Source organism: Erythrobacter dokdonensis DSW-74 (assembly GCF_001677335.1).
GTDB lineage: Bacteria > Pseudomonadota > Alphaproteobacteria > Sphingomonadales > Sphingomonadaceae > Erythrobacter > Erythrobacter dokdonensis.
This window is the reverse complement of sequence record NZ_LZYB01000007.1, coordinates 25,736-46,563: the sequence shown is the minus strand read 5'-3', so window position 1 is coordinate 46,563 and position 20,828 is coordinate 25,736. Positions and strand designations below refer to the sequence as shown.

The 20,828-nt window shown below is 63.3% G+C and carries 13 protein-coding genes, 1 tRNA gene and 1 pseudogene; 7 read left to right on the top strand and 8 right to left on the bottom strand.

Annotated elements, in window-relative coordinates:
* The first annotated feature begins 7 nt into the window (after positions 1–7).
* From I603_RS12405 to I603_RS12395, 3 genes are read left to right on the top strand one after another with little or no spacing between them, the layout of a single operon-like run.
* Positions 8–2,146 carry a type I secretion system permease/ATPase gene (locus I603_RS12405; RefSeq protein WP_068865550.1) on the top strand — a complete coding sequence of 713 codons (2,139 nt, stop codon included), beginning with the start codon at positions 8–10 and terminating at the stop codon, positions 2,144–2,146.
* Entirely contained in the window at positions 2,143–3,177 is a 1,035-nt protein-coding gene (locus tag I603_RS12400; protein WP_084440100.1) for a cell wall hydrolase, read from the top strand. The genes I603_RS12405 and I603_RS12400 overlap by 4 nt, the downstream gene beginning before the upstream one ends.
* Before the next feature lie 5 nt (positions 3,178–3,182).
* Positions 3,183–4,439, top strand: a complete 1,257-nt coding sequence (locus tag I603_RS12395; protein WP_232305378.1) for an HlyD family type I secretion periplasmic adaptor subunit — start codon at positions 3,183–3,185, stop codon at positions 4,437–4,439.
* Here I603_RS12395 and I603_RS12390 read toward each other — a convergent pair.
* On the bottom strand, positions 4,385–5,335 hold the full coding sequence (locus I603_RS12390) for a transglutaminase-like cysteine peptidase (RefSeq protein WP_068865547.1): 951 nt from the start codon (positions 5,333–5,335) through the stop codon (positions 4,385–4,387). The two genes, I603_RS12395 and I603_RS12390, sit on opposite strands and share 55 nt — an antisense overlap.
* A 371-nt stretch (positions 5,336–5,706) precedes the next feature.
* Here I603_RS12390 and I603_RS14610 point away from each other — a divergent pair, with 371 nt between their 5' ends.
* Positions 5,707–5,991, top strand: coding sequence for a hypothetical protein (locus I603_RS14610; RefSeq protein WP_143736663.1), 285 nt, complete (start codon positions 5,707–5,709; stop codon positions 5,989–5,991).
* Positions 5,992–6,055: 64 nt separating this feature from the next.
* On the opposite strand, the gene I603_RS12385 is transcribed toward I603_RS14610, so the two are convergent.
* Together I603_RS12385 and I603_RS12380 are read right to left on the bottom strand one after the other, a co-directional pair.
* A tRNA-Gly gene (locus I603_RS12385) sits at positions 6,056–6,129 on the bottom strand.
* A gap of 76 nt (positions 6,130–6,205) precedes the next feature.
* A complete protein-coding gene (locus I603_RS12380; RefSeq protein WP_068865557.1) occupies positions 6,206–6,934 on the bottom strand; it encodes an endonuclease/exonuclease/phosphatase family protein in 729 nt (242 codons plus the stop codon).
* A gap of 124 nt (positions 6,935–7,058) precedes the next feature.
* On the opposite strand from I603_RS12380, the gene I603_RS12375 reads away from it, so the two are divergent.
* Positions 7,059–8,642, top strand: a complete 1,584-nt coding sequence (locus I603_RS12375; protein WP_068865546.1) for a phospholipase D family protein — start codon at positions 7,059–7,061, stop codon at positions 8,640–8,642.
* Positions 8,643–8,654: 12 nt separating this feature from the next.
* Here I603_RS12375 and I603_RS12365 read toward each other — a convergent pair.
* The 4 genes and pseudogenes from I603_RS12365 to katG all read right to left on the bottom strand — a co-directional run bounded on the left by I603_RS12365 (position 8,655) and on the right by katG (position 16,587).
* Positions 8,655–10,024, bottom strand: a pseudogene (locus tag I603_RS12365) (TolC family protein).
* An 8-nt stretch (positions 10,025–10,032) separates the two neighbouring features.
* Positions 10,033–13,146, bottom strand: a complete 3,114-nt coding sequence (locus tag I603_RS12360; RefSeq protein WP_068865543.1) for an efflux RND transporter permease subunit — start codon at positions 13,144–13,146, stop codon at positions 10,033–10,035.
* Entirely contained in the window at positions 13,143–14,195 is a 1,053-nt protein-coding gene (locus I603_RS12355; RefSeq protein ID WP_068865542.1) for an efflux RND transporter periplasmic adaptor subunit, read from the bottom strand. Before I603_RS12355 ends, I603_RS12360 begins: the two co-directional genes overlap by 4 nt.
* A 130-nt stretch (positions 14,196–14,325) precedes the next feature.
* On the bottom strand, positions 14,326–16,587 hold the full coding sequence (katG, locus tag I603_RS12350; protein ID WP_068865541.1) for a catalase/peroxidase HPI: 2,262 nt from the start codon (positions 16,585–16,587) through the stop codon (positions 14,326–14,328).
* A gap of 245 nt (positions 16,588–16,832) precedes the next feature.
* Here katG and I603_RS12345 point away from each other — a divergent pair, with 245 nt between their 5' ends.
* Positions 16,833–18,200 (top strand): M24 family metallopeptidase, encoded by a 1,368-nt coding sequence (locus I603_RS12345; protein ID WP_068865540.1) that lies wholly within the window; start codon positions 16,833–16,835, stop codon positions 18,198–18,200.
* Here the strand turns inward: I603_RS12345 and I603_RS12340 are convergent.
* Positions 18,197–19,129, bottom strand: a complete 933-nt coding sequence (locus tag I603_RS12340) for an SMP-30/gluconolactonase/LRE family protein (RefSeq protein ID WP_084440098.1) — start codon at positions 19,127–19,129, stop codon at positions 18,197–18,199. The genes I603_RS12345 and I603_RS12340 overlap by 4 nt on opposite strands.
* A gap of 138 nt (positions 19,130–19,267) precedes the next feature.
* On the opposite strand from I603_RS12340, the gene I603_RS12335 reads away from it, so the two are divergent.
* Positions 19,268–20,761 (top strand): CoA-acylating methylmalonate-semialdehyde dehydrogenase, encoded by a 1,494-nt coding sequence (locus I603_RS12335; protein ID WP_068865539.1) that lies wholly within the window; start codon positions 19,268–19,270, stop codon positions 20,759–20,761.
* Positions 20,762–20,828 lie beyond the last annotated feature (67 nt).

Here is a 20,828-nt window from a genome sequence, read left to right as displayed (position 1 = left end):
TATCTGAATGGAGGGTTCACAACAACACGCGGAGGTGTCCGAACGCGATCCTCTGATCCTGGCGATTGTCAGGATTGCGATGCATTTCGGCACGCCTGATCCGCGAATATTGTTTGAATCACTCCCGCGCGATGAAACGGGTTTACTGCCGTTTCATCAGGCAAGTGCAGCGCTTGATATCGCCGGCTTCAATCACGATGCCTCGTCTGCCAAGCGGTTGCCGAGACGCCCTGAGGCCTATCCGCTGATTGCGCGGATGAAAGACGGTTCGGTAGCGGCGCTGCTCGAGTTTTCGGCAACCGATGTCCTCGCCTTTGCCGATGGTGCAAGCGAACCCTCGTGGATTTCACTGTCCGAATTCGACAGCGACTTCGCAGGCGAATACATCAGTGTGGTGGCAAACCCCGACGCGCTTCGTGCCAAGGATGCTCCCTGGCACGCGAAGGGTCGCAATCATTGGTTCTGGTCGGAGCTGCGTAAGGAGCGCAAGGCATTTCGGGCCGTGCTGCTGGCCTCGATCCTGGTCAACATGCTGGCGCTTACGCTCCCCCTGTTCTCGATGAACGTGTATGATCGTGTCATCCCGAACCGCGCCGAGTCCTCGCTCTGGATCCTGACTTCGGGTGTCGTTCTTGCGTTCATTCTTGAATTCGCGCTGAGGACCGCGCGAACCAACGTCGTCGACGAAATCGGCCGGAGGCTGGATCTCAAGCTTTCTCAAAAGCTCTTCTCGAGGATTCTGTCGACCCCGATGAGTGGACGCCGGGGCAGCACCGGCGCGCTGGCCGCAAGAGTGGGAGAATATGCTCTGGTCCGCGAATTCTTCGCATCGACCACCGTTGTCCTGATCGTCGACCTTGCCTTTCTGGTCCTGTTCATCGCGGTCATCGCCTACATCGCTGGCTGGCTCGCCATTATTCCGCTGGTCACGCTCACCCTGATGGCGATTGCCGGACTCATCCTGCAGCGCAAGGTGATAGAGGCCGCTCGGGACGTGCAGGCCGATACGGGGCTTCAACAGACGGTTCTTGTCGAAGCGGTGGCCGGAATGGAAACCCTCAAGAGCATTGCGGGAGAGCGTCGCCTGCTCGGCAAATGGCAGTCCCTCGCACGGATCGGAAGCCAGTCGCAGTTGCGGCTGAAACAAATTTCATCGAATGCGATAGCGCTCGCGACGTCATTTCAGCAGATTTCCAGCGTCTCGCTTGTGGTCGGTGGCTATTATCTTTTTGCCGCCGGAAAGATCACGATGGGCGCCATCATTGCCATTGTCATGCTGTCCGCACGATCGCTTGCACCGGCCGGCCAGATCGCATTCCTGCTGACCCGCGGGCGGCAGGCCCGAGAAGCCCTCGCTTCGATCGAAGCGCTGTTCGCCGCAGATGACGAAAGAAAGCAAGGCAGCATCAGCCTGCCGCCGTCCCAACGGGAAGGCTACCGTGTGACACTGGAAGGTGTGTCCTTCGCCTACCCGGGCAGCGAACTTGCCAGTCTCAGCGATATCAATCTCAAGATCGAGCCGGGCGAGCGCATCGCGGTCGTCGGACGGGTGGCCTCCGGCAAGTCCACTCTTGGTCGCCTGATTTGCGGCCTCTACCCGCCGACCGAAGGGGCCATCAGGATCGAAGGCATCGACAGTCGCCAGTTTTACCCGTCCGAACTGCGGCGCAGTTTCCGCTTCGTGGGCCAGGATGCGAATCTTTTCACCGGAAGCATCCGTGACAACGTCGCCCTTGGTGCACCCGGAGCATCGGACGCGGAGATCATCGATGCGCTCGTGAAGACCGGCGCGGACGGATATCTCACCCGCGATGCGGCGGGGTTTGATCGCGAAGTGGGCGAGCAGGGGCGAACCCTGTCCGGTGGCCAGCGAGCGTTTCTGGCACTGTCGCGAGCCTTCATGAGTCCGTTCGAACTGCTCTATCTTGATGAACCGAGCGGCGCGATGGATTCCCATACCGAGGCCTTGCTCGTCGAGAAACTGAGGTCCGCGCTATCGAAAAACCAGACTCTGTTGGTGGCAACGCATCGTCCGGCGATGTTCGATATCTGCGACCGGATCATCGTGTTGAACGAAGGCAGGATCGTTGCGGACGGACCAAAGGTCGACATCCTGAAAAGCCTGCGCACCAAGGTGGATGCATGATGGCGGGATGGTCGAAGGCCGCGCCTTCAGGTGCCCACACAAAGCCGCTCAAGCTTATGGCCGGTGTCGCCATGCTTGTGCTGCTGACGGCCCCCAATTTTCCGTCGCCTTCCAACCCGGCGGGCGCGGCGGATGATGTACTTGCGGCGATGCCAGCCGGATTGGCTGGCGAGTTGGACAAACTCACAGTCCAGCCATCAGCGCTGCTCGATACCGGCATCTCGAGCGCCGAGGAGCGCAATGCCCGCATTCCCTTCGTCAATACTTCCAGCGGAAACGCCAGACCCTTCCATGCCGGCTCGGCAGGCACCGCCACCTACCGGACCGCACTGCACTGCCTGACGGAGGCGATCTATTACGAGGCAGCAAACGAGAGCATGGCTGGCAAGCGAGCGGTGGCGCAGGTCATTCTCAATCGGGTCGCCCACCCGGCATACCCTTCATCAATCTGCGGCGTCGTCTATCAGGGTTGGACCGATCCGGTGTGCCAGTTCAGCTATACATGCGATGGCTCGCTTGCGCGTCGCCCGCTCCAGCATCTCTGGGAGCAATCGGGAGAGGTAGCCAAGGCAGCGCTGCGCGGACACGTGGAGCAAGCCGTTGGCACCGCCACGCACTACCATGCCGATTACGTCTTGCCCTATTGGGCCTACAGGCTGGAGAAAGTGTACGCGGAAGGGCGGCACATCTTCTATCGGTTCCCCGGGCAAGCTGGCCGATCCGTCCGGTTCTCGGCACGATGGAATGCGAAGGAACACTATCCCGTGTTTGACCAGCAGCACCGCAATACCCTCGACGCGGATCGTTCGGACGGGATGAGCGAAGCTTTGCCAGCCCATCTGCAGCGCATTCCGAGCGAGCGCCGTGCGGATAATGATATCGGCGGCCGCATGGATCCGGCGGCGGGCTGGAAGCTTTCCATTCCAGACCCGGTCTCCGCCAGCAAATCGCTGCAATCCGCGCTTGAGCAACAGCACACACAAGCTAGCGCATCGCCAGAAATCACCGCTCCGGGAACGCCATTGCCATGAATTTGATGCAGCGCTTTGAAGCACTGGATCCGAACCGCAAGCTGATTCTCGTATCAACCGCGGCCCTTGCTCTCGCCATCCTGTGGGGCAGCATCGCCGAGGTTGACGAGGTCACGCGCGGAATGGGCAAGGTCATTCCATCCAGTCAGGCTCAACTCGTTCAACCCTCCGAACCCGCGATCGTGGCCGACATCCTTGTGCGCAGCGGTGAACAGGTCAAACAAGGCCAGCTCCTCGTTCGTCTTGACGACAGCATGGCCGCATCAGAGCTCGGCCAGCTTCAGACCGAGAATGAACGGCTCGCGGCGCGGGCGGCGCGTCTCGAAGGCGAGGCGGCCGGATCGATAATGGGCTGCGAACCGGGCTCGGTTTGCGCGGAAGAACAGAAGTTGCAGCGTGCGCGACTTGCTGCGGCACGAAGCCGTGAATCTGCGCTTTCGGCTGCGATTGACCAGCGCCGGCGTGATCTTCGCGAAGCCGAAGCGACTATTGCCTCACTTCAGCAGAGCGCCAGACTTGCGCAGGAGCAGGTCCGGATGCTCGAGCCGCTGGCCGCTCAAGGCATTGTTCCCCAGACCGAACTGCTCACAGCCCAGCGAGAACTGGTCGATGTGCGAGGAAGGCTTGCGGCAGCGCAACAGGCATCCGGACGAGCCTCCGCCGCCATTCGCGAGGCCCAGGCCGAATTCCAGTCGGCGCGCCTCGATTTCCAGCAGCAGGCACTCAATGAACGCAGCGAGGTTGAAACCCGGATTGCGGTCAACGAGGAAAGCATCCGCGGAGCATCTGCCAGACGCAACCGGAACGAACTGCGTTCGCCTGCAACAGGGATCGTCAACAACCTCCAGATCACGACCAAGGGTGGTTTCGTGAACGCGGGCGAAACGATCATGCAGATTGTCCCCGTGGGCGACCGCCTGCTGGTCGAAGCGAGGGTAAGTCCGCGCGACATCGGCTTCGTATCCGTGAGCGACCCTGCCAATGTGAAGGTCACGGCCTATGACTTCTCCACATATGGTGGTCTGACCGGCAAAGTCGTCGAAGTCTCAGCAGACAGTATTTATGACGAGGTAGAGCGCGAAAGCTACTATCGCGTCATAGTAGAGACGGACCGGAGCTTCGTCGAAAAGAACGGCCAGAAATTTTCGATCGTTCCCGGCATGATGACCGAGGTCGAAATCATAACCGGCTCGAAAAGCATTCTATCTTATCTGATGAAACCCGTATCGAGAGCATTCGATACCGCACTGTCGGAAAAATAGGCAACGCGTCTGTTTTCCAAGGTCTGCGCGTTCTCGACCTTTGCGGTATAGCCATGAAGCCAGGCCGACTGCTGATTGAAGCTCATTCTCGCCGAGTATTCATATGACATATCGGCCGGAAGGACCTGATCAAAGTCGCTGTCGAGCAGGTAATGGGATCCTTCCAGACGCACGATCAGCACCGCATGGTCGCGCCGGCGTATCTTGTCCCAGACAAGGGTGAGAAAGATCGAGTCGGGATCGATCCCCGAATCCACGAGAATCTGATACTTGAGGATCGCGAAATCCTCACAATCACCCTTCAACAGACGAAGCGTTTCGGAGGCGGTCGCCCAGTAGTCTGCTTGGCCGTAGAGGGTCTTGTCTTCAACGAAGGCAATCTTGCGATTGACCCAGGCATTGACCCTCTCGAGATGCTCAAGGGCCGAACCTTGCGCCTGCTTCGCGACGTAACCGGCAAACGGCGCATCAAGGTTCCTGCTCGAAACGCGGCGCCATGCGCGATCAAGAGGCGTAATGCCGATAGACACCCGAGTGCTGCCCAGGAAGGCGTCCGATCCGACAGTGCTGGCCGGGCGCGGTTCTTCATCTTGGGGGACACTCACCGGGGCCAGAGTCCCCCATGGACAGAGGAATATCTGCGGGTTTCCGGCGAGTTGCACCTGTTCATCAGCCCGTGATACGCCGCCTTCGGTGTCACTTGTCTGCTGCGCGCTGATAAGATCGAGAGCACTGGGCCGCCCACCAAGTATGGCCGAACCCTTGCTTGCCTCAAATCCCGCGGATCCTGCGGGAGTTTTTGGCGCAATCTCGCTTGTGCATCCGATCACGGCCCCGAACGCTGCCGAGGGCACATAGGCATGCGCCGGAGCCGGTCCTGCCCCGATCAAGGCCATGCCGGCCGTAGCCCACAGGAATGGGCGCAAAGAGAAGCGACATGTACGCACCCGAGTGCAGTAAGCACCAAGGGGCCACCACTAAGTTATGGACTGTGGTTAATGCGAAAATAACCAAATTTAATGCGCATTCATGACGCTGAATTTAAATATAAAATTGGAACCTCAAAAAACATATCGAAATATCTTCACTGCTAAGATCTAATTTCAACATTGTCCAATTTCGGCAGCTCTTAAGTATCGCCGCTAAATAGAATTTTTCGTTGAGATATTTATGCTCTCCTCATAGCGAAGGGCCGCACCCGCCTTTGAATTCGGCAGTGATGACATGACGTTAGGCGGTAGCCCCCATTGCAGGCAGGGCGGGTGCGATGCAGCAGTCCGCCGGCAACAACGACCGTCAGCCCGACCACTGCATGGGCATGGTTCGAAGAGTTTGGAACTCTTTTGCCGACGGGCACAAACGTGCCGATCCGGGGCTTTCACCGGGAGCAGAAAACGGACCGGTTTCAATCCGGCCTGATGACAGCCTCGACAGGCGGTCGTTTCCCAATGATCTTTTCGGGCTTGTGTTTCCGCGCCATCGCATTCGTCCATTACGGCCGTTCCTGGAACAGAAATTGGCCCTCCTAGAAGGGAGCGGATCACAAGCGTAGCCACAAACCCCTTGATCCACAGGGTTTTTTATAGCGTTTCCAGACTATGTTGGGAGGGCGGGGCTGGAGCGGGTGAAGGGAATCGAACCCTCGTCGTAAGCTTGGGAAGCTTCTGCTCTACCATTGAGCTACACCCGCAGTCCCGAAATGCCTCGGCGCGGCGCAGGGCGCTTGCCATGATTGGCGCGGGCGCGTCAACTGCTTCCTTGTGTCGTCAGCGCAAGGCAAAATCCGCCCAGACCGGCAGGTGGTCGGACGCTGTCGCGGCCAGCGCGCTATTATAAACACCGCAGGCTTTCAGCGACAGACGATCGCAATGCATGATCCGGTCAAGCCGGCCAATCGGGCGCTGGCTGTGGAAGCTGGGCCCGCAATCGAGAATGGTGAAGTGCCGTCCGAATTCGCGGAAGCATCCCGCCTGACCGCGCCATTCGTTGAGATCGCCCATCAGCACGGTCGGGCGCTCGGCCAATGCGCCTTCGGCCAATTCGGCAATCGCGCGGGCCTGACGTGCGCGCCACAGTCCCGACAGGTCGAGATGCATGCCGAACACGGTCAGCGGGCCGGCGCGTGTCTCAAGCGTCGCAGTCACCACACCGCGCGGCTCAAGGTAGGGAATGTGGATGATGTCGTGATGCGTCACGGCAATGTCCTTCTTCACAAGGATTGCATTGCCATGCCAGCCCATTGAATCGTGCTGCACGTCGAGCGGTACGGGGACGTAGTCGGTATGGTTCTCAACCAGCACCTGCGGCAGGGCCCTGCTGCGTATGCCGAACCGGCGGTCGGCTTCCTGCAGGGCGACGATATCGGCGTCGACGTCCTGCAACACCTTGAGGATCCGCAGCGGATTACGCACCCGGTCCGTGCCGATGGCCTTGCGGATATTGTAGCTTGCTACCCTGACCGTAGCCGCAGACTTGCCTCGCTTTGCATGGTTCACGTTGGCAGTACTCGCATTCTTCCGCAGCAACGATTTTGCGGCACTGCAAAGGTGGGTCAAACCTCCCGAATGCGCAAGAGCACCGGGAACGTCGAGGGAGTCGCCTTTTGCGAAGCGATAAGCCATGCTGCGCGCGCGGACCAACGAGCAGGAAGGGCAAGACAGGCGGGCTGTGTTCAAGACCGCGATGATCTGGAGCCTGTTGGGGCTGGCAGCCTATGCCGTGCTGCGGACGGTGTTCCGCTTGCCGCACCGGAAATCTGACTCCGCTCCCGGGCAAAGGCCCGTGCCGCCCAGCACGCTATCACGCATTTTCGTCCATCTCGCCGAAGATGCCGAAAGAGGCTCGGCGATCTATCCGTTGCTCGAGGGCAAGAGCGCTTTTGCAGCGCGGATGATGCTGATCGACCTCGCAGAGCACGCGATTGATGTACAATATTACATCTGGCGCGACGATCTGACCGGGCTGCTGCTGCTCGAACGGCTGCGCGCAGCGGCCGAACGCGGCGTGCGGGTAAGACTGCTGCTCGACGACAATGGCGTGGCCGGGCTCGACCCGATCCTCGCTGAACTCGACGCGCATCCCGATATCGCCGTAAGGCTTTACAACCCCTTCGTCATCCGCCGCCCGCGGCTGCTCAACTACCTGTTCGATTTCCTGCGGCTCAACCGGAGGATGCACAACAAGTCGATCACCTATGACGGGGCGCTCACCATCACCGGAGGACGCAATATTGGTGACGAATATTTCGACACGGGCGACAATCCGCTGTTCGTCGATCTGGACGTGATCGCAGCTGGTCAGGCAGCCCGGGCGGTGGCAGGTGCCTTCGAATTATACTGGAATTCGCGCTCCGCCTATCGGCTGGGCACAGTGGTACCGCTAGCGGTTGGCAAGGCCGGTGCGCTGGAGACGGCGCTGGCCGAAAAGCGCCGCAGCGCTCAGTTCCACCGCTTTTCCGAGGCGATGGCGAGTGATCCGATCACGCGCGATCTGGTGGAGCGCCGGCTCACGCTTGAACCGGCGCGTGCATTGCTGGTCTGCGATGCTCCCGACAAGACGCTTGGCAGCGTTTTGTCAGGCGATCTGCTGGTCGGGCAACTCAAGGAACTGCTCGACGAAGTCGAACACCGGCTCGATCTGGTCTCGCCCTATTTCGTGCCCGGCAAGCAGGGCGTGGCCGAATTCCTCCGGCTGGCCCGGCGCGGGGCCAAGGTACGGGTGCTGACCAATTCGCTTGAGGCAAACGATGTCGCGCTGGTCCATGCAGGCTATCGCAAATATCGCCGTCGTCTGCTGAAAGGCGGCGTCGAGCTGCTTGAACTGAAGGCCGGATCCGCGCCGCCGAGCCGCGGGGGACAAGGTCCGGGCATCGGCTCGAGCGGATCGAGCCTGCATGCCAAGACCTTCAGCGCCGATGGACGACTGATCTTCATCGGCTCGTTCAACTTCGATCCGCGCTCGGTCTGGCTCAACACCGAAATGGGGCTGGTGATCGAAAGCGAAGGGCTCGCGGGCCGGATGCACACCACCATGGAGAACCAACTCGCGGACCGCGCTTACCGGGTCAGCCTCGATGCGCGCGGGCGGATGCAGTGGGAGGACCGCGAGACCGGCGAGGTTTTCCGCAGCGACCCCCACAGCGGCATCATCAAGCGCGCGGCGATCTTCGCGCTGGGGCTGCTGCCGATCGAATGGCTGCTGTGACCCGACGCGAGGTCAGGCCGGATTCTCGCCGTCGAGCGTATCGCCGCCGACGGCAGTGAACAGGTCGACATGGGCCTGCGCGAGATCGGCATTGCCGTCGATCAGCGCCTCCCGGCTCGAGATAAGCTGGCGCTGTACATCGAGCACGTCGAACAGCGATGCAAGGCCTTCGCGGTAGAGCGCATTGGACTGTTCGAACGCGGCCTCGCTTTCGGTCACCGCATTGCGGAACTCGTTAGTGCGGTCGGCGGCGGCACTGATCGCCGTCAATGCTGTCTGACCTCGGCCAGCACGCCGAGCAGCGCCTGGCGGTAATCGGCGAGCGCGGCGGCAAGGTTGCTTTCGGCCGCGCGCACTTCCGCGCGGCGGCGCCCACCATCGACCAGCGGCACGCCGAGCACGGCGGAAAGGCTGGCTACGGCTTGCGAGAACAGGCCGTCGGCGCTCCCGTCACCCAGCGTGAGAAAGCCCGGCAGTGCAAGCGCGGGCAGCAGGTCCGCGCGCTCAATCCCGACCGTGGCGGCGGCCCGAGCGATATCCGCCTCGGCCAGTAGCAGATCGGGCCGGCGGCGCAGCAAGTCGGCGGGAACACCGATGTCCGGACCGCTTCCATAGGCCGGCACCTGCGCGTCTGCGGCAGCTCCGGGCACGCCAGATGGCGTCTCGCCCACAAGCACCGCCAGCGCATTGGCCGCCCGTGCGCGGGCCAGTAGCAGCAAGCCGCGCTGGGCCTCGGTGCGGGCAACATCGGCACGGGCGCGGCGCACATCGAGGTTGGAAGACAGCCCCGCCTCTGACCGCAGCGTGACGATACGCAGTGTCTGGCGTTGCAGATCGCTTGATTCCTCGAGCAGCCGAAGCCGCGCTGCGGTGCGCTTCAATTCGATGTACTGGCTCGCGACCGCCGCAGCGATAAGACGCCGCCGATCCGCCACGAGGTGCTCGGCACCCTCGGCTGAGGCGATAGCGGCGGCACGCTCGGCGGCAAGGCGCCCGTTTATGTCGATCCGCCATACCCCGCCAAGACTGGCTCCCGCCCGTTCAGCTCCGCTCCCGCGATCATCGACCGAGACGTCGCCCGAAAGCTCACCATCGATGGTGGGAAGGAAATCGGATTGCTCGGCCACCACAATCGCGCGCGCTGCCGCAAGCCGCTGGCGCGCCGCTTCGAGCGATGGATTGCGGGCGAGCGCCGCGCTCACCAGCCGGTCAAGCTCGGGGTCGGCAAAGCCGTGCCACCATGCTTCCTCCAGCCCCGCCTCGGGCCGTGCTCCGGCGAAATAGCCGGGCGCAAGCGAGACGCCTGCCGCCGGGTCGACCGAAGGAATGCGCGGGGTCGCGCAGCCCGCCAAGAGGGCGACGAGCGTGACAAGCAGAAGCATACGCTGCCTCATGCCGGCGCTCCCGCCGCTTCGCTGTCCTCATCGGCGCGAAGCTCGCGTTCGAGCCGGGCCAGATCGACGCTGCGCGGCTTCGCCAACGTTGCGATCAGTGCATAGAGTGCGGGGACGAGGAACAAGGTGAAGACCGCCGCGATGCCCAACCCGCCGAAGATTACCCAGCCGATCGCCTGCCGCGCTTCGGCCCCTGCCCCGCTCGCGATGACCAGCGGCACCGCACCCGCGACGGTCGATATCAGGGTCATCGCGATCGGACGCAGACGCAGGGTCGCCGCCTCGCGGATTGCGGTCGCGACATCCGCGCCCTCCTCGCGTCTCTGGTCGGCGAACTCGACCAGCAGGATGCCGTTCTTGGCCATCAGCCCGATCAGCATGACGAGGCCGATCTGCGAATAGATGTTGAGCGAGGTTCCCGAGACCAGCATCGCGAAAAGCGCAGCAGCCAGCGCGAAGGGAATCGAGACGAGGATCACGAAGGGGCTGGCGAGGCTTTCGAACTGGGCGACCAGGACCAGGAACACGATCAGGATCGCAAAGCCATAGGTCAGCAGCAATTCGCGCGAGCTTTCCTCAAGCTGCTGCGCCTCCCCCTGCAGGATCGGCTCGATCCCTTCGGCCAGCGCCTCTTCCGACAAGCGCTCAATCTCGGCAATAGCCTCGGCCAGAGGCACGCCCGGAGCAATCGCCGCCTGGACCTCGATCGCGCGGCGCTGCTCGGTGCGGTCGAGTTCTGCGGCGACGCCCTGCTCGGAAAAGCGCGTAACCGCCGATACCGGCACCAGCCCGCTTTCGCTTGAACGGACATAGAGATTGCCGAGATCGGCTGGGCGCGAGATTGCCGAGGTCTCCGAAGTCAGCAGGATCGGGACGGCCTGATCATCGACATTGAGATCGACGACCTGAATACCATTGACCATCGCCTGAAGCGTCAGCGCGAGATCATCAAGCGCCACACCGAGATCGGCGGCGCGGGCGCGGTCAATGGTGATGGACAGTTGCGGCTGGGTCGGCTGATAGGAAATATCGGGGTCGGACAGGATCGCGGAAGTCTCGATCGCATCGGCCAGTGTGCGGGCCGATCGGTAGATGCCTTCATAATCATTGCCGGTCAGCGCGACCTGGATGCCGCCTTGCCCGCCTCCGCCTCCCCGTCCGAGGGTCGAGCGTCCGCGAGCCGAGGCGCGCGAGCCGGGAATGGCGTCCAGCGGCTGCTCCAGCGCGGCAACGATATCGCTCTGGCTGCGCGCGCGGCTGTCCCAGTCGGCCAGCGTTGCCGTGACGACGACCAGATTGGGGTCATACCGGCCGACAATCGAGAGGGTGGATTCGATTTCGCCGCTGTCCTGAAGAGGCGCGAGCACCGCCTCGATCTCGTCAAGTTCGCGGTCCATGAAAGCGAGGCCCGTCCCGTCCGGCCCGCGCGCCCAGACAAAGATCGTCGCGCGGTCCTCCTCGGGCACCAGTTCCTCGTCCAGCTGAGTATAGGCCAGCCCGGCCGCCACCAGCGCCAGAAACGAAAGCGCGACCACCCGCCAGGGATGCGCGATGCAGGCGGCAACGAGGATGTCGTAGCGCTGCGCAAACCGGGTAGCGATGCCTTGCAGGCGCGGGTCGGGATCTGCATTTTCGCCTGCAAGATCGATCTTCGCAGCAAGCGCCGGCACAAGGCTTACCGCAACGAAAGTCGACAGGATCACCGCAATTGCCAGCACGAAACCGAATTCGCGGAACAGCCGGCCGGTTTCGGACGGCAGGAAGCTGATCGGCACGAATACCGAAACCAGCACCGCGGTGGTCGCGATGACCGCGAAATAGACCTGCCGCGTGCCAAGCACTGCTGCAGCCTTCTTGCCGAGACCCTGTTCCTTCTGCAATCGCTGGGCGTTCTCCAGCACGACGATCGCATCGTCGACGACAAGGCCCGTCGCCAGCACCAGCGCTAACAGGGTCAGCAGGTTGATGGAGAAGCCCAGCGCCCAGATCCCCGCAACCACCCCTATCAGCGCCACGGGAATAGCGGTGCTAGGGATCAGCGTCGGTTTCAGGTGGCCGAAGAACAGGAAGATCACCACCATCACGACCAGCACGGTGATGACCAGCGTCACCGCCACTTCGCGCACCGAAACGCGGATGAATTCGGCGTCGTCGGAGATCACCCTGATCGAAATGTCGTCGAACCGCGCGTCGAGCCGTTCGGCTGCAGCGCGGGTCGCATCGGAGATCGCGATGGTGTTGGAATTGGCCTGCCGGATGACGCCCAGCCCGATCACCGGTTCACCGTCGAGCCGGACATAGCTGGTAGCATCGGCGGGGGCGAAATAGGCCTCGGCAACGTCGCCGACGGTTACCTCGCCCTGCACCACCACTTCGGCGATGCGCGCAGGGTCGGCTGCGGTCGCCTCGGCCCGCACCAGCAGTTCCTGTGCGTCCGACCGGAACGAGCCGACCGGCGTATCGAACGGCGCCTGCCTGAGCGCGGCGGCGACATCGCTCATTGTCAGTCCGAAGCGCGCCAGCCGGATCGGATCGACCGCAACGCGCAATTGCGTTGGCCGCGCGCCGAAAGTCTCGATGCTGGCCACGCCCTCTGCCGCGAGCAGTTCGGGAATGATGTCATTCTCGACGATCTGGCTGAGTTCGGCGACATCGTAGCGCGGGCTGGCAACCGCCAGCGTCATGATCGCCTCGGCATCCTGATCGGCCTTGACCACCTGCACCTGTTCGACCCGTTCGGGCAGGTCGCGCGTTACACGGCTCACCGCCTCGCGCAGATCGGAGGCAGCGGTGTCGAGATCGGTGCCGGGGTTGAATTCGACACGGATGCGGCTGTTGTTCTCTTCGGAGGAAGAGCGGATATTGCGCACGCCGTTGACCCGCGCAGCCGCGTTCTCGAGCCGCGAGGTCACTTCGGCATCCATCGTCTCGGGCGCGCCGCCGGGCAGAACCGCGGTGACGGTAACGATCGGGCGGTCGACATTGGGAAGTTCGCGCACTTCCGTGCCGAGCAGTGCTGCGGCGCCCGCGATCACGATCAGCAGGTTGAGCACGATGACCAGCAACGGCCGCTTGACCGCCAGCAAGGGAAGATCGTTGCGGGAACTCACGAGGGCGCGACCTCGACCTTGGCCGCCTCGCGCACGGGCGGCTTGACCAGTGTGACGCCTTGCCCTTCGCGCAGCTTCTGCACGCCCTTGACGATGATCGGGGTGCCTTTGACAATTTTCGCCTCCAGCAATGCGAGCCCCTCGCGGCGGGCGGCGATGGTGACCGGCACGCGCACCGCCTTGCCCTCGCGAACGACAAAGACCGAAGAACCGTCGCCGGTCCACATCACCGCTGCCTCCGGCACCGCCGGACGCAGCTGGCCGCTATCGGCAAATCGCACGGAAAAGCTCATGCCGGGGCGGAAGGCATCGCCTGAATTGTCGATCGTGGCGCGCGCACGGTAGCTACGCTGTTCCTGCTCGATGGTGCTGTCGACCGCCTGGATTGTTGTGGCGATGGTGCGGTCGGGATCGGCAAAGGGCACGACCTCGATGCTCTGGCCCGGGCGCAGGCGCCGGAACACCGCCTCGGGTGCATTGAAGTCGATATAGAGCCGGGCGCGCTGGTCGATCTGCGCGACCAACGTCGTCGGCGTGACCCGGTCGCCAGGATCAAGCTCGGAAAAGCTGACATGGCCAGCAAAAGGCGCGCGGATGGTGCGTTCGGACAGCGCCAATGCGGCCTGGTCGCGCTCGATCCGGGCGGCAGCAAGCGCGGTCTCGCCCGCCTCGATCTGGCTGTCGGAGAGCGCGCCGGTATCTTCGATCCGGCGATAGCGTCCCAGCAATTGCTCAGCTTCGGCCACCCGCACCTCTGCGAGTTTCAGCGCCAGCTGCTCGGCCCGGGCATCAAGCTCCACCAGAACGGCGCCCTGCGGCACAAAGGCACCGGGAGAAAAGCGCACCGCCGCGATCCGCCCCGAAACCTCCGGAAAGATCTGCGCCGAGCGTACGGCCCGCGCCGTGCCGACCGCCTCGACCACGTCTTCATCGGCAAGCATACGGACCGGCTCGGCCACGACCGCGACGGTACGCTCGCCGCCACGCTGTTCGTCGGCAGAGCAGGCGGCAAGCAGCAAGACGGCCGCCAGAGAAAGGAAAAATCGCATCGGAAAAGGGCTGTTTCGCAGATTTGCAGGTTTGTCCAATCAATCCTGTGCCGGCCTTCGGGTTCCGGCGCAGACACGAAAAGGGCGCCGGGCATGAAGCTACCGGCGCCCTGTCGTTCCTTTGGACCGCTTACTTCACGTCGAAGCGGTCAAGCATCATCACCTTGTTCCAGGCCTTGGCGAAGTCGGCCACGAACTTTTCCTCGCCGCCCTTGACCGCATAGACCTCGGCCACGGCACGCAGTTCGGAGTTCGATCCGAACACCAGATCGACCTCGGTCGCCGTCCACTTGAGCGCGCCGGTCTTGCGATCGCGCCCCTCATACAGCCCCTCGGTCTCGGCTGGTTTCCATGCATTGGCCATGTCGAGCAGGTTGACGAAGAAGTCATTGCTCAGCGTGCCCGGCGTGTCGGTGAACACCCCGTGCCTGGCCCCGCCGGTATTGGCATCGAGCATCCGCATGCCTGCCACCAGCACGGTCATTTCCGGCACGGTAAGGGTCAGGGTATCGGCCTGGTCGATCAGCATTTCCGAGGGCGAGCGGCGGGCGCGTTCGCTGTAGAAATTGCGGAAACCGTCTGCGGCAGGGCGAAGCAGTTCGAAGCTCTCCGCATCGGTGTGTGCATCGGTCGCATCGACCCGGCCCGGAGTGAAGGGTACGGTGACGGAGTGACCGGCCGCCCTGGCCGCATCCTCTACGGCGACCACACCGCCGAGCACCACGAGATCGGCGATCGAGACCTTTCTGGAGCCCGACTTCGCATTGAACTGCGCCTGCACGCCTTCGAGTGCCTTCACCACTCTGGCGATCACCTCGGGGTCGTTCACGCCCCAGTCCTTTTGCGGCGCGAGGCGGATCCGCGCGCCATTGGCGCCGCCGCGCATATCGGTATCGCGGAAGGTGACCGCCGAGGCCCAGGCCGTGCGCACCAGTTCCGAACGGGAAAGACCGGTCTTGCGGATGCTGTCCTTGAGCGCCGCCACATCAGCCGCAGCAATCATGGCGTAATCCGCCTTGGGCAGCGGGTCCTGCCAGATCAGGTCCTCGGCCGGCACCTCGGCACCGACATAACGCGCCTTGGGGCCCATGTCGCGGTGAGTCAGCTTGAACCACGCGCGGGCAAAGGCCTCGTCCATTGCCGCAGGATCCTTCACCCACTTGCTCGTGATCGCGCCATAGGCAGGATCATAGCGCAGCGCGAGATCGGTGGTGAGCATCACGGGTGCGTGGAACTTGTCGGGGTCATGGGCATCGGGAACGATCTTGAGATCATCGGCATTGACCGGCTCCCATTGCTTGGCCCCTGCCGGGCTGGTGGTGAGCTTCCACTCGAAGGCATACATGTTGTCGAGATAATTGCTGCTCCACTGGACCGGCGTGACGGTCCAGGCGCCTTCAAGCCCGCTGGTCACCGCATCCGGCCCGGCGCCGGTACCGCAGCTGTTCTTCCAGCCCAGACCCTGCGCCTCGACGCCTTCGGCAGCCGGTTCCTTGCCGACGCAATCGGCCGCCTTGTGCGCGCCGTGCATCTTGCCGAGTGTGTGCCCACCGATGATCAAGGCGGCGGTTTCCTCGTCATTCATGCCCATCCGCGCGAAGGTGGTTCGGATCGCCTTGGCCGCGGCGAGAATGTCGGGATTGCCTTCCGGCCCTTCGGGATTGACGTAGATGAGGCCCATTTCGGACGCGGCAAGCGGGTTTTCGAGGTCACCTTCCTCGCTCTGGCGCTCGGAGGTGAGGAACTTGGTTTCAGGCCCCCAATAGACCAGCTCGGGCTCCCATGCGTCGGCACGGCCACCGGCAAAACCATAGGTCTTGAAGCCCGCGTTCTCGAGCGCAACATTGCCCGACAGGATGATGAGATCGGACCAGGACAGCGCGGCCCCGTACTTCTGCTTGACCGGCCACAGCACGCGGCGGGCCTTGTCGAGATTGCCGTTGTCAGGCCAGGAGTTGAGCGGCTCGAAACGGATCTGCCCGCCGTCCGAACCGCCGCGCCCGTCGCCCGAGCGATAGGTGCCGGCCGAGTGCCAGGCGAGGCGAATGAACAATCCGGCGTAATTGCCGTAATCAGCAGGCCACCAGTCCTGCGAATCCGTCAGCGCCGCATCGATATCGGCCTTGACCGCCTTAAGGTCGAGTTTGGCGAATTCGGCGGCGTAGTCGAAGGCTTCGCCATTGGGATCGGGATCATATTCGTTCTGGCGCAAGCGCGAGAGGTCGACCACATTCGGCCACCAGTCCTGCACCGAACGCGGGGCAGGCTGGCCTTGCGGCATGCCCACGCGGCCCATGCCCGGTTCGTTGAACCCCGGAGGAGTGGCGGAAGCGGGGATGGCGAGGAGGAGGCTCGAAGACAGGAGCAGCAGCCCCTTCATTTTGTGCGACATGATTTAGTCCCTGTTTGGTTGGCGAGTATCTTGCACCGGAATTGCGGGCAGGCGCGCTTCGGGTATATCCCGATAGGCTGCCACGTTCCTGACAGCGCCGTGACTAGGTGCATCGACGGGACAGGAAAAACGGGTTGTCCCGATAACAGTAATCCGAATTTTTCGATGATCGTTCGCACGGCTTGCCGCACCGGCGCGGGCGCGGCATGGTCGGCGAGGAACGGGCAACAGGGGCTATCGCATCAATGAGGCAGGCAAACACCGGCGCGGCAATTCTGGCGGGGCTGGCATTGGCAAGCGTGCCGGCGAGCGCGCACGACAGCGCGCCGATCGCGATGAGCGAAACCGAACAACCCGCCCCCGCGCTACCGCCGATACTCCCGCCGCGCGAGCGTGCAGCGCTTGAAAACCGCATCCTGGCCGAGCGGCTCGAAACGCTGATCCCGCAGATCATGCGTGCGGAAGGCATCGACTTGTGGCTGTTGGTGGCGCGCGAATATTTCGAGGAGCCGGTGGTCGCCACCATGCTCGATGCCGAGAACATGCATGCGCGCCGCCGCACGATCCTGATCTTCCATGATCCGGGCGAGGGAAAGCCTGTCGAACGCCTTACGGTGAGCCGATACGGCCTTGGCGGGCTGTTTGCCCCATCATGGAACCCGAACGAACAGCCCGACCAGTGGCAGGCGGTGGCGGAGATCATCGCTACACGCGATCCTGCGAAAATCGCGATCAACACCAGCGATCTCTACCAGTTCGCAGACGGCATGACGCTGAGCCAGCATGACCGCTTCATGTCGGCCCTGCCTGCCGAGCTGCACCACAGAGTTGTCAGCGGCGAGGGGCTGGCGATCCGCTGGCTGGAGACTCGCACCCCGTCGGAAATGGAGCTCTACCCCGGCATCGTTCGCATCGCCCATGCCGTGATTGGCGAGGCCTTCTCGCGCAAGGTCATCACCCCCGGCGTCACCACCGCGAGCCAAGTGCAATGGTGGTATCGCGACCGCCTGCTGCAATTGGGGCTCGACCCGTGGTTCCACCCCTCGGTCGCGATCCAGCGGCAGGGCACCGAAGGAATGCTGGAGGGTGACGTGGTGATCCGCCCCGGCGACCTGTTGTGGACGGATTTCGGTATCACCTACCTGCGCCTCAACACCGACACGCAGCATCTCGCCTATGTTCTCAGATCCGGCGAGACCGAGGCCCCGGCGGGCCTGCGCGTGGGGCTCGCCAATTCGAACAGGGTGCAGGATTTCCTGACCCGCGCCTTCAAGGTGGGCCGCTCCGGCAACGAGACGCTCGCGATTGCCCGCGCGGACGCCATCGCGGCGGGGCTCGACCCGTCGATCTACACCCACCCGATCGGCCACCACGGCCATGGCGCGGGGCCGGCCATCGGCTTCTGGGACAACCAGAAGGCCGATCCGCGCGGAGAGGGGCCGATCCGGGCGAATACGGCATGGTCGATCGAGCTCACGTCCTATGCCGCAGTGCCCGAATGGGGCGGCCAGAGGGTCGATTTCCGTACCGAGGAGGACGCCTTCTTCGACGGGACAAGCGTGCGCTACATCGATGGGCGCCAGACCGAGATCACGCTGATCCCTTCGGATTAACGGCTCGACGAACCGATGCCCTTGGCGCGGGTTTGCACCCGGTACACGTCGGTCAGCGCGGTAATGTAGAGGTCCGACAGGTCCGCCCCGCCCCAGGCGAGGTTGGTCGCGCGCTTGGGCGTTGCAAGCCGTGCCAGAACCGTGCCGCTTTCCGGATCGACGACGCACAGCCCGCCGGGGCAGGTGAACCAGACGCGCCCTTCGGTATCTACTCTGACACCATCAACCCGCCCCGCCTTGCTGTCATCGGTCACATCCGCGACCAGTCGTTTGCCCGAGGCCGTGCCATCCGCTGCAAGATCATAGGCCCACAAGGTCTGGGTGGCGGTATCGCCGACATAGAGCACTGTCTCGTCAGGCGAGAGCGCAAGGCCGTTGGGACGCGACAGCGTATCGTCGATCAGCACCATGCGGCCCGTCCCCTCGTCGAGCGCGAACACGCCGGAGAAACCCAGTTCGCCTGTCCGCTGACCGAGGCCATAGGGGGGATCGGTGAACAGGATCATCCCGTCGCTGCGCACAACGACATCATTGGGGCTGTTGAGCCGCTTGCCCTCGTAGCGCGCGGAAATGGTCTGCCGCCCGCTCTCGGCCGTCCAGCGGGTAATCTCGCCGCTGCCGTGTTCGGCATTGAGCAGCCGACCCTGAAGATCGAACGTGTGGCCGTTGGCATTGTCGCTCGGCGTGTAGAGCACCTGCGCCGCCCCCTCCCCCGGCGTGTAGACATAGACCGTGTCGCCCGGAATATCGCTGAAGATCAGTCGCGACCCGTCCCACGCCGGGCCTTCGGTGAAGGTGTAGCCGGTGGCCGCAAGCTCGAGGCTGCCCTCGACGAACAAGCCATCACCCGGCGCAGCTTCATCAGCCAGCGCGGTGCCTGCCGCCATTGCCGCGGCAATCCCGGCGATCATGGTCAAGGCTCTGCCCATCGCGCGTTACTCCTTGTGTCGTCCTGCACACAGACTGCCCTGCTCCGTTCGCCCGCGCCAGCACTTTTGAGGAGAGGTGCAAGGCTTGCGAAACCCTGGCGCGAGGGCCAAAGGGAGGGCCAGACAGGAGACCCCCAAATGCGTCAGATCGACCACTTCATCGTCGGCGAGACCCCCGCCCCCACCCGCAAGCATTCCATCTGGAACCCGTCCACCGGCGAGGTGCAGGGCGAAGTTGCCCTCGGCGATGCCGCGCTGCTGGCCCGCGCGGTAGAGACCGCCAAGCGCGTCCAGCCCGGCTGGGCCGCCACCAACCCCCAGCGCCGCGCGCGGGTGATGTTCGCCTTCAAGCAGCTGGTCGAGGCGAACATGCAGTCGCTCGCAGAGATGCTTTCGAGCGAACACGGCAAGACCGTGCCCGACGCCAGGGGCGATGTGCAGCGCGGGCTGGAAGTGATCGAGTACGCCTGCGGCATCCCGCAGATCATGAAGGGCGAATATACCCACGGCGCGGGGCCGGGTATCGACGTCTATTCGATGCGCCAGCCGCTCGGCATCGGCGCTGGCATCACCCCGTTCAACTTCCCGGCGATGATTCCGATGTGGATGTTCGGCATGGCGTGTGCTGCGGGTAATGCCTTTATCCTCAAGCCGAGCGAGCGTGACCCGTCGGTGCCGGTGCGCCTCGCCGAACTGTTCCTCGAAGCGGGCGCGCCCGAAGGCCTGTTGCAGGTCGTCCACGGCGACAAGGAGATGGTCGATGCGATCATCGACCACCCCGATATCGCCGCGATCAGCTTCGTCGGAAGCTCCGACATCGCGCAGTATATCTACGCGCGAGGGAGCGCCAACAACAAGCGCGTGCAGGCCTTCGGCGGCGCGAAGAACCACGGGATCGTGCTGCCCGATGCCGACCTCGACCAGGTCGTGACAGACCTGACCGGCGCGGCCTTCGGCTCGGCGGGCGAGCGCTGCATGGCGTTGCCGGTGGTGGTGCCGGTGGGCGAGGAGACGGCCGAGCGGCTCAAGGAAAAGCTCCTGAAGTCGATCGCCGGATTGCGCATCGGCGTCTCCAACGATCCCGATGCGGATTACGGACCGGTCGTTACGCCCGAGCACAAGGCGCGCATCGAACAGTGGATTACCACCGCTGAACAGGAAGGCGCGGAGATTGTCGTCGACGGGCGCGGCTTTACCCTTCAGGGCCACGAGAAGGGCTTCTTTGTCGGCCCGACCCTGATCGACCACGTCACCCCGCAGATGAAGTCCTATCAGGAGGAAATCTTCGGCCCGGTGCTCCAGATAGTGCGCGCGGCGGACTTCGAGGAAGCGGTGCGCCTGCCGTCCGAACACCAGTATGGCAACGGCGTCGCGATCTTCACCCGCAACGGCCACGCTGCACGCGAATTCGCTGCACGCGTGAACGTCGGCATGGTCGGCATCAACGTGCCGATTCCGGTCCCGGTCGCCTATCATTCCTTCGGCGGGTGGAAGCGCTCGGGCTTCGGCGATATCGACCAGTATGGCGTGGAAGGCCTGAGATTCTGGACCAAGAACAAGAAGATCACCCAGCGCTGGCCCGATGGGGGCGGCGATGGGTCAAACGCCTTCGTCATCCCGACCATGGGGTGACGAGCGGCGGCGGCACGAGGGGCTTGCGGGAGCGGCCCGTTCGGAGCAATAATGCGGTAATGCGAGG

Excerpts from the sequence above, each read along its gene's own strand:
- I603_RS12405 (WP_068865550.1), top strand. The coding sequence starts at position 8 with ATGGAGGGTTCACAACAACACGCGGAGGTGTCCGAACGCGATCCTCTG.
- I603_RS12400 (WP_084440100.1), top strand. The coding sequence starts at position 2,143 with ATGATGGCGGGATGGTCGAAGGCCGCGCCTTCAGGTGCCCACACAAAG.
- I603_RS12395 (WP_232305378.1), top strand. The coding sequence starts at position 3,183 with ATGCAGCGCTTTGAAGCACTGGATCCGAACCGCAAGCTGATTCTCGTA.
- I603_RS12390 (WP_068865547.1), bottom strand. The coding sequence starts at position 5,335 with ATGGCCTTGATCGGGGCAGGACCGGCTCCGGCGCATGCCTATGTGCCC.
- I603_RS14610 (WP_143736663.1), top strand. The coding sequence starts at position 5,707 with ATGCAGCAGTCCGCCGGCAACAACGACCGTCAGCCCGACCACTGCATG.
- I603_RS12375 (WP_068865546.1), top strand. The coding sequence starts at position 7,059 with ATGCTGCGCGCGCGGACCAACGAGCAGGAAGGGCAAGACAGGCGGGCT.
- I603_RS12355 (WP_068865542.1), bottom strand. The coding sequence starts at position 14,195 with ATGCGATTTTTCCTTTCTCTGGCGGCCGTCTTGCTGCTTGCCGCCTGC.
- katG (WP_068865541.1), bottom strand. The coding sequence starts at position 16,587 with ATGTCGCACAAAATGAAGGGGCTGCTGCTCCTGTCTTCGAGCCTCCTC.
- I603_RS12345 (WP_068865540.1), top strand. The coding sequence starts at position 16,833 with ATGAGGCAGGCAAACACCGGCGCGGCAATTCTGGCGGGGCTGGCATTG.
- I603_RS12340 (WP_084440098.1), bottom strand. The coding sequence starts at position 19,129 with ATGGGCAGAGCCTTGACCATGATCGCCGGGATTGCCGCGGCAATGGCG.
- I603_RS12335 (WP_068865539.1), top strand. The coding sequence starts at position 19,268 with ATGCGTCAGATCGACCACTTCATCGTCGGCGAGACCCCCGCCCCCACC.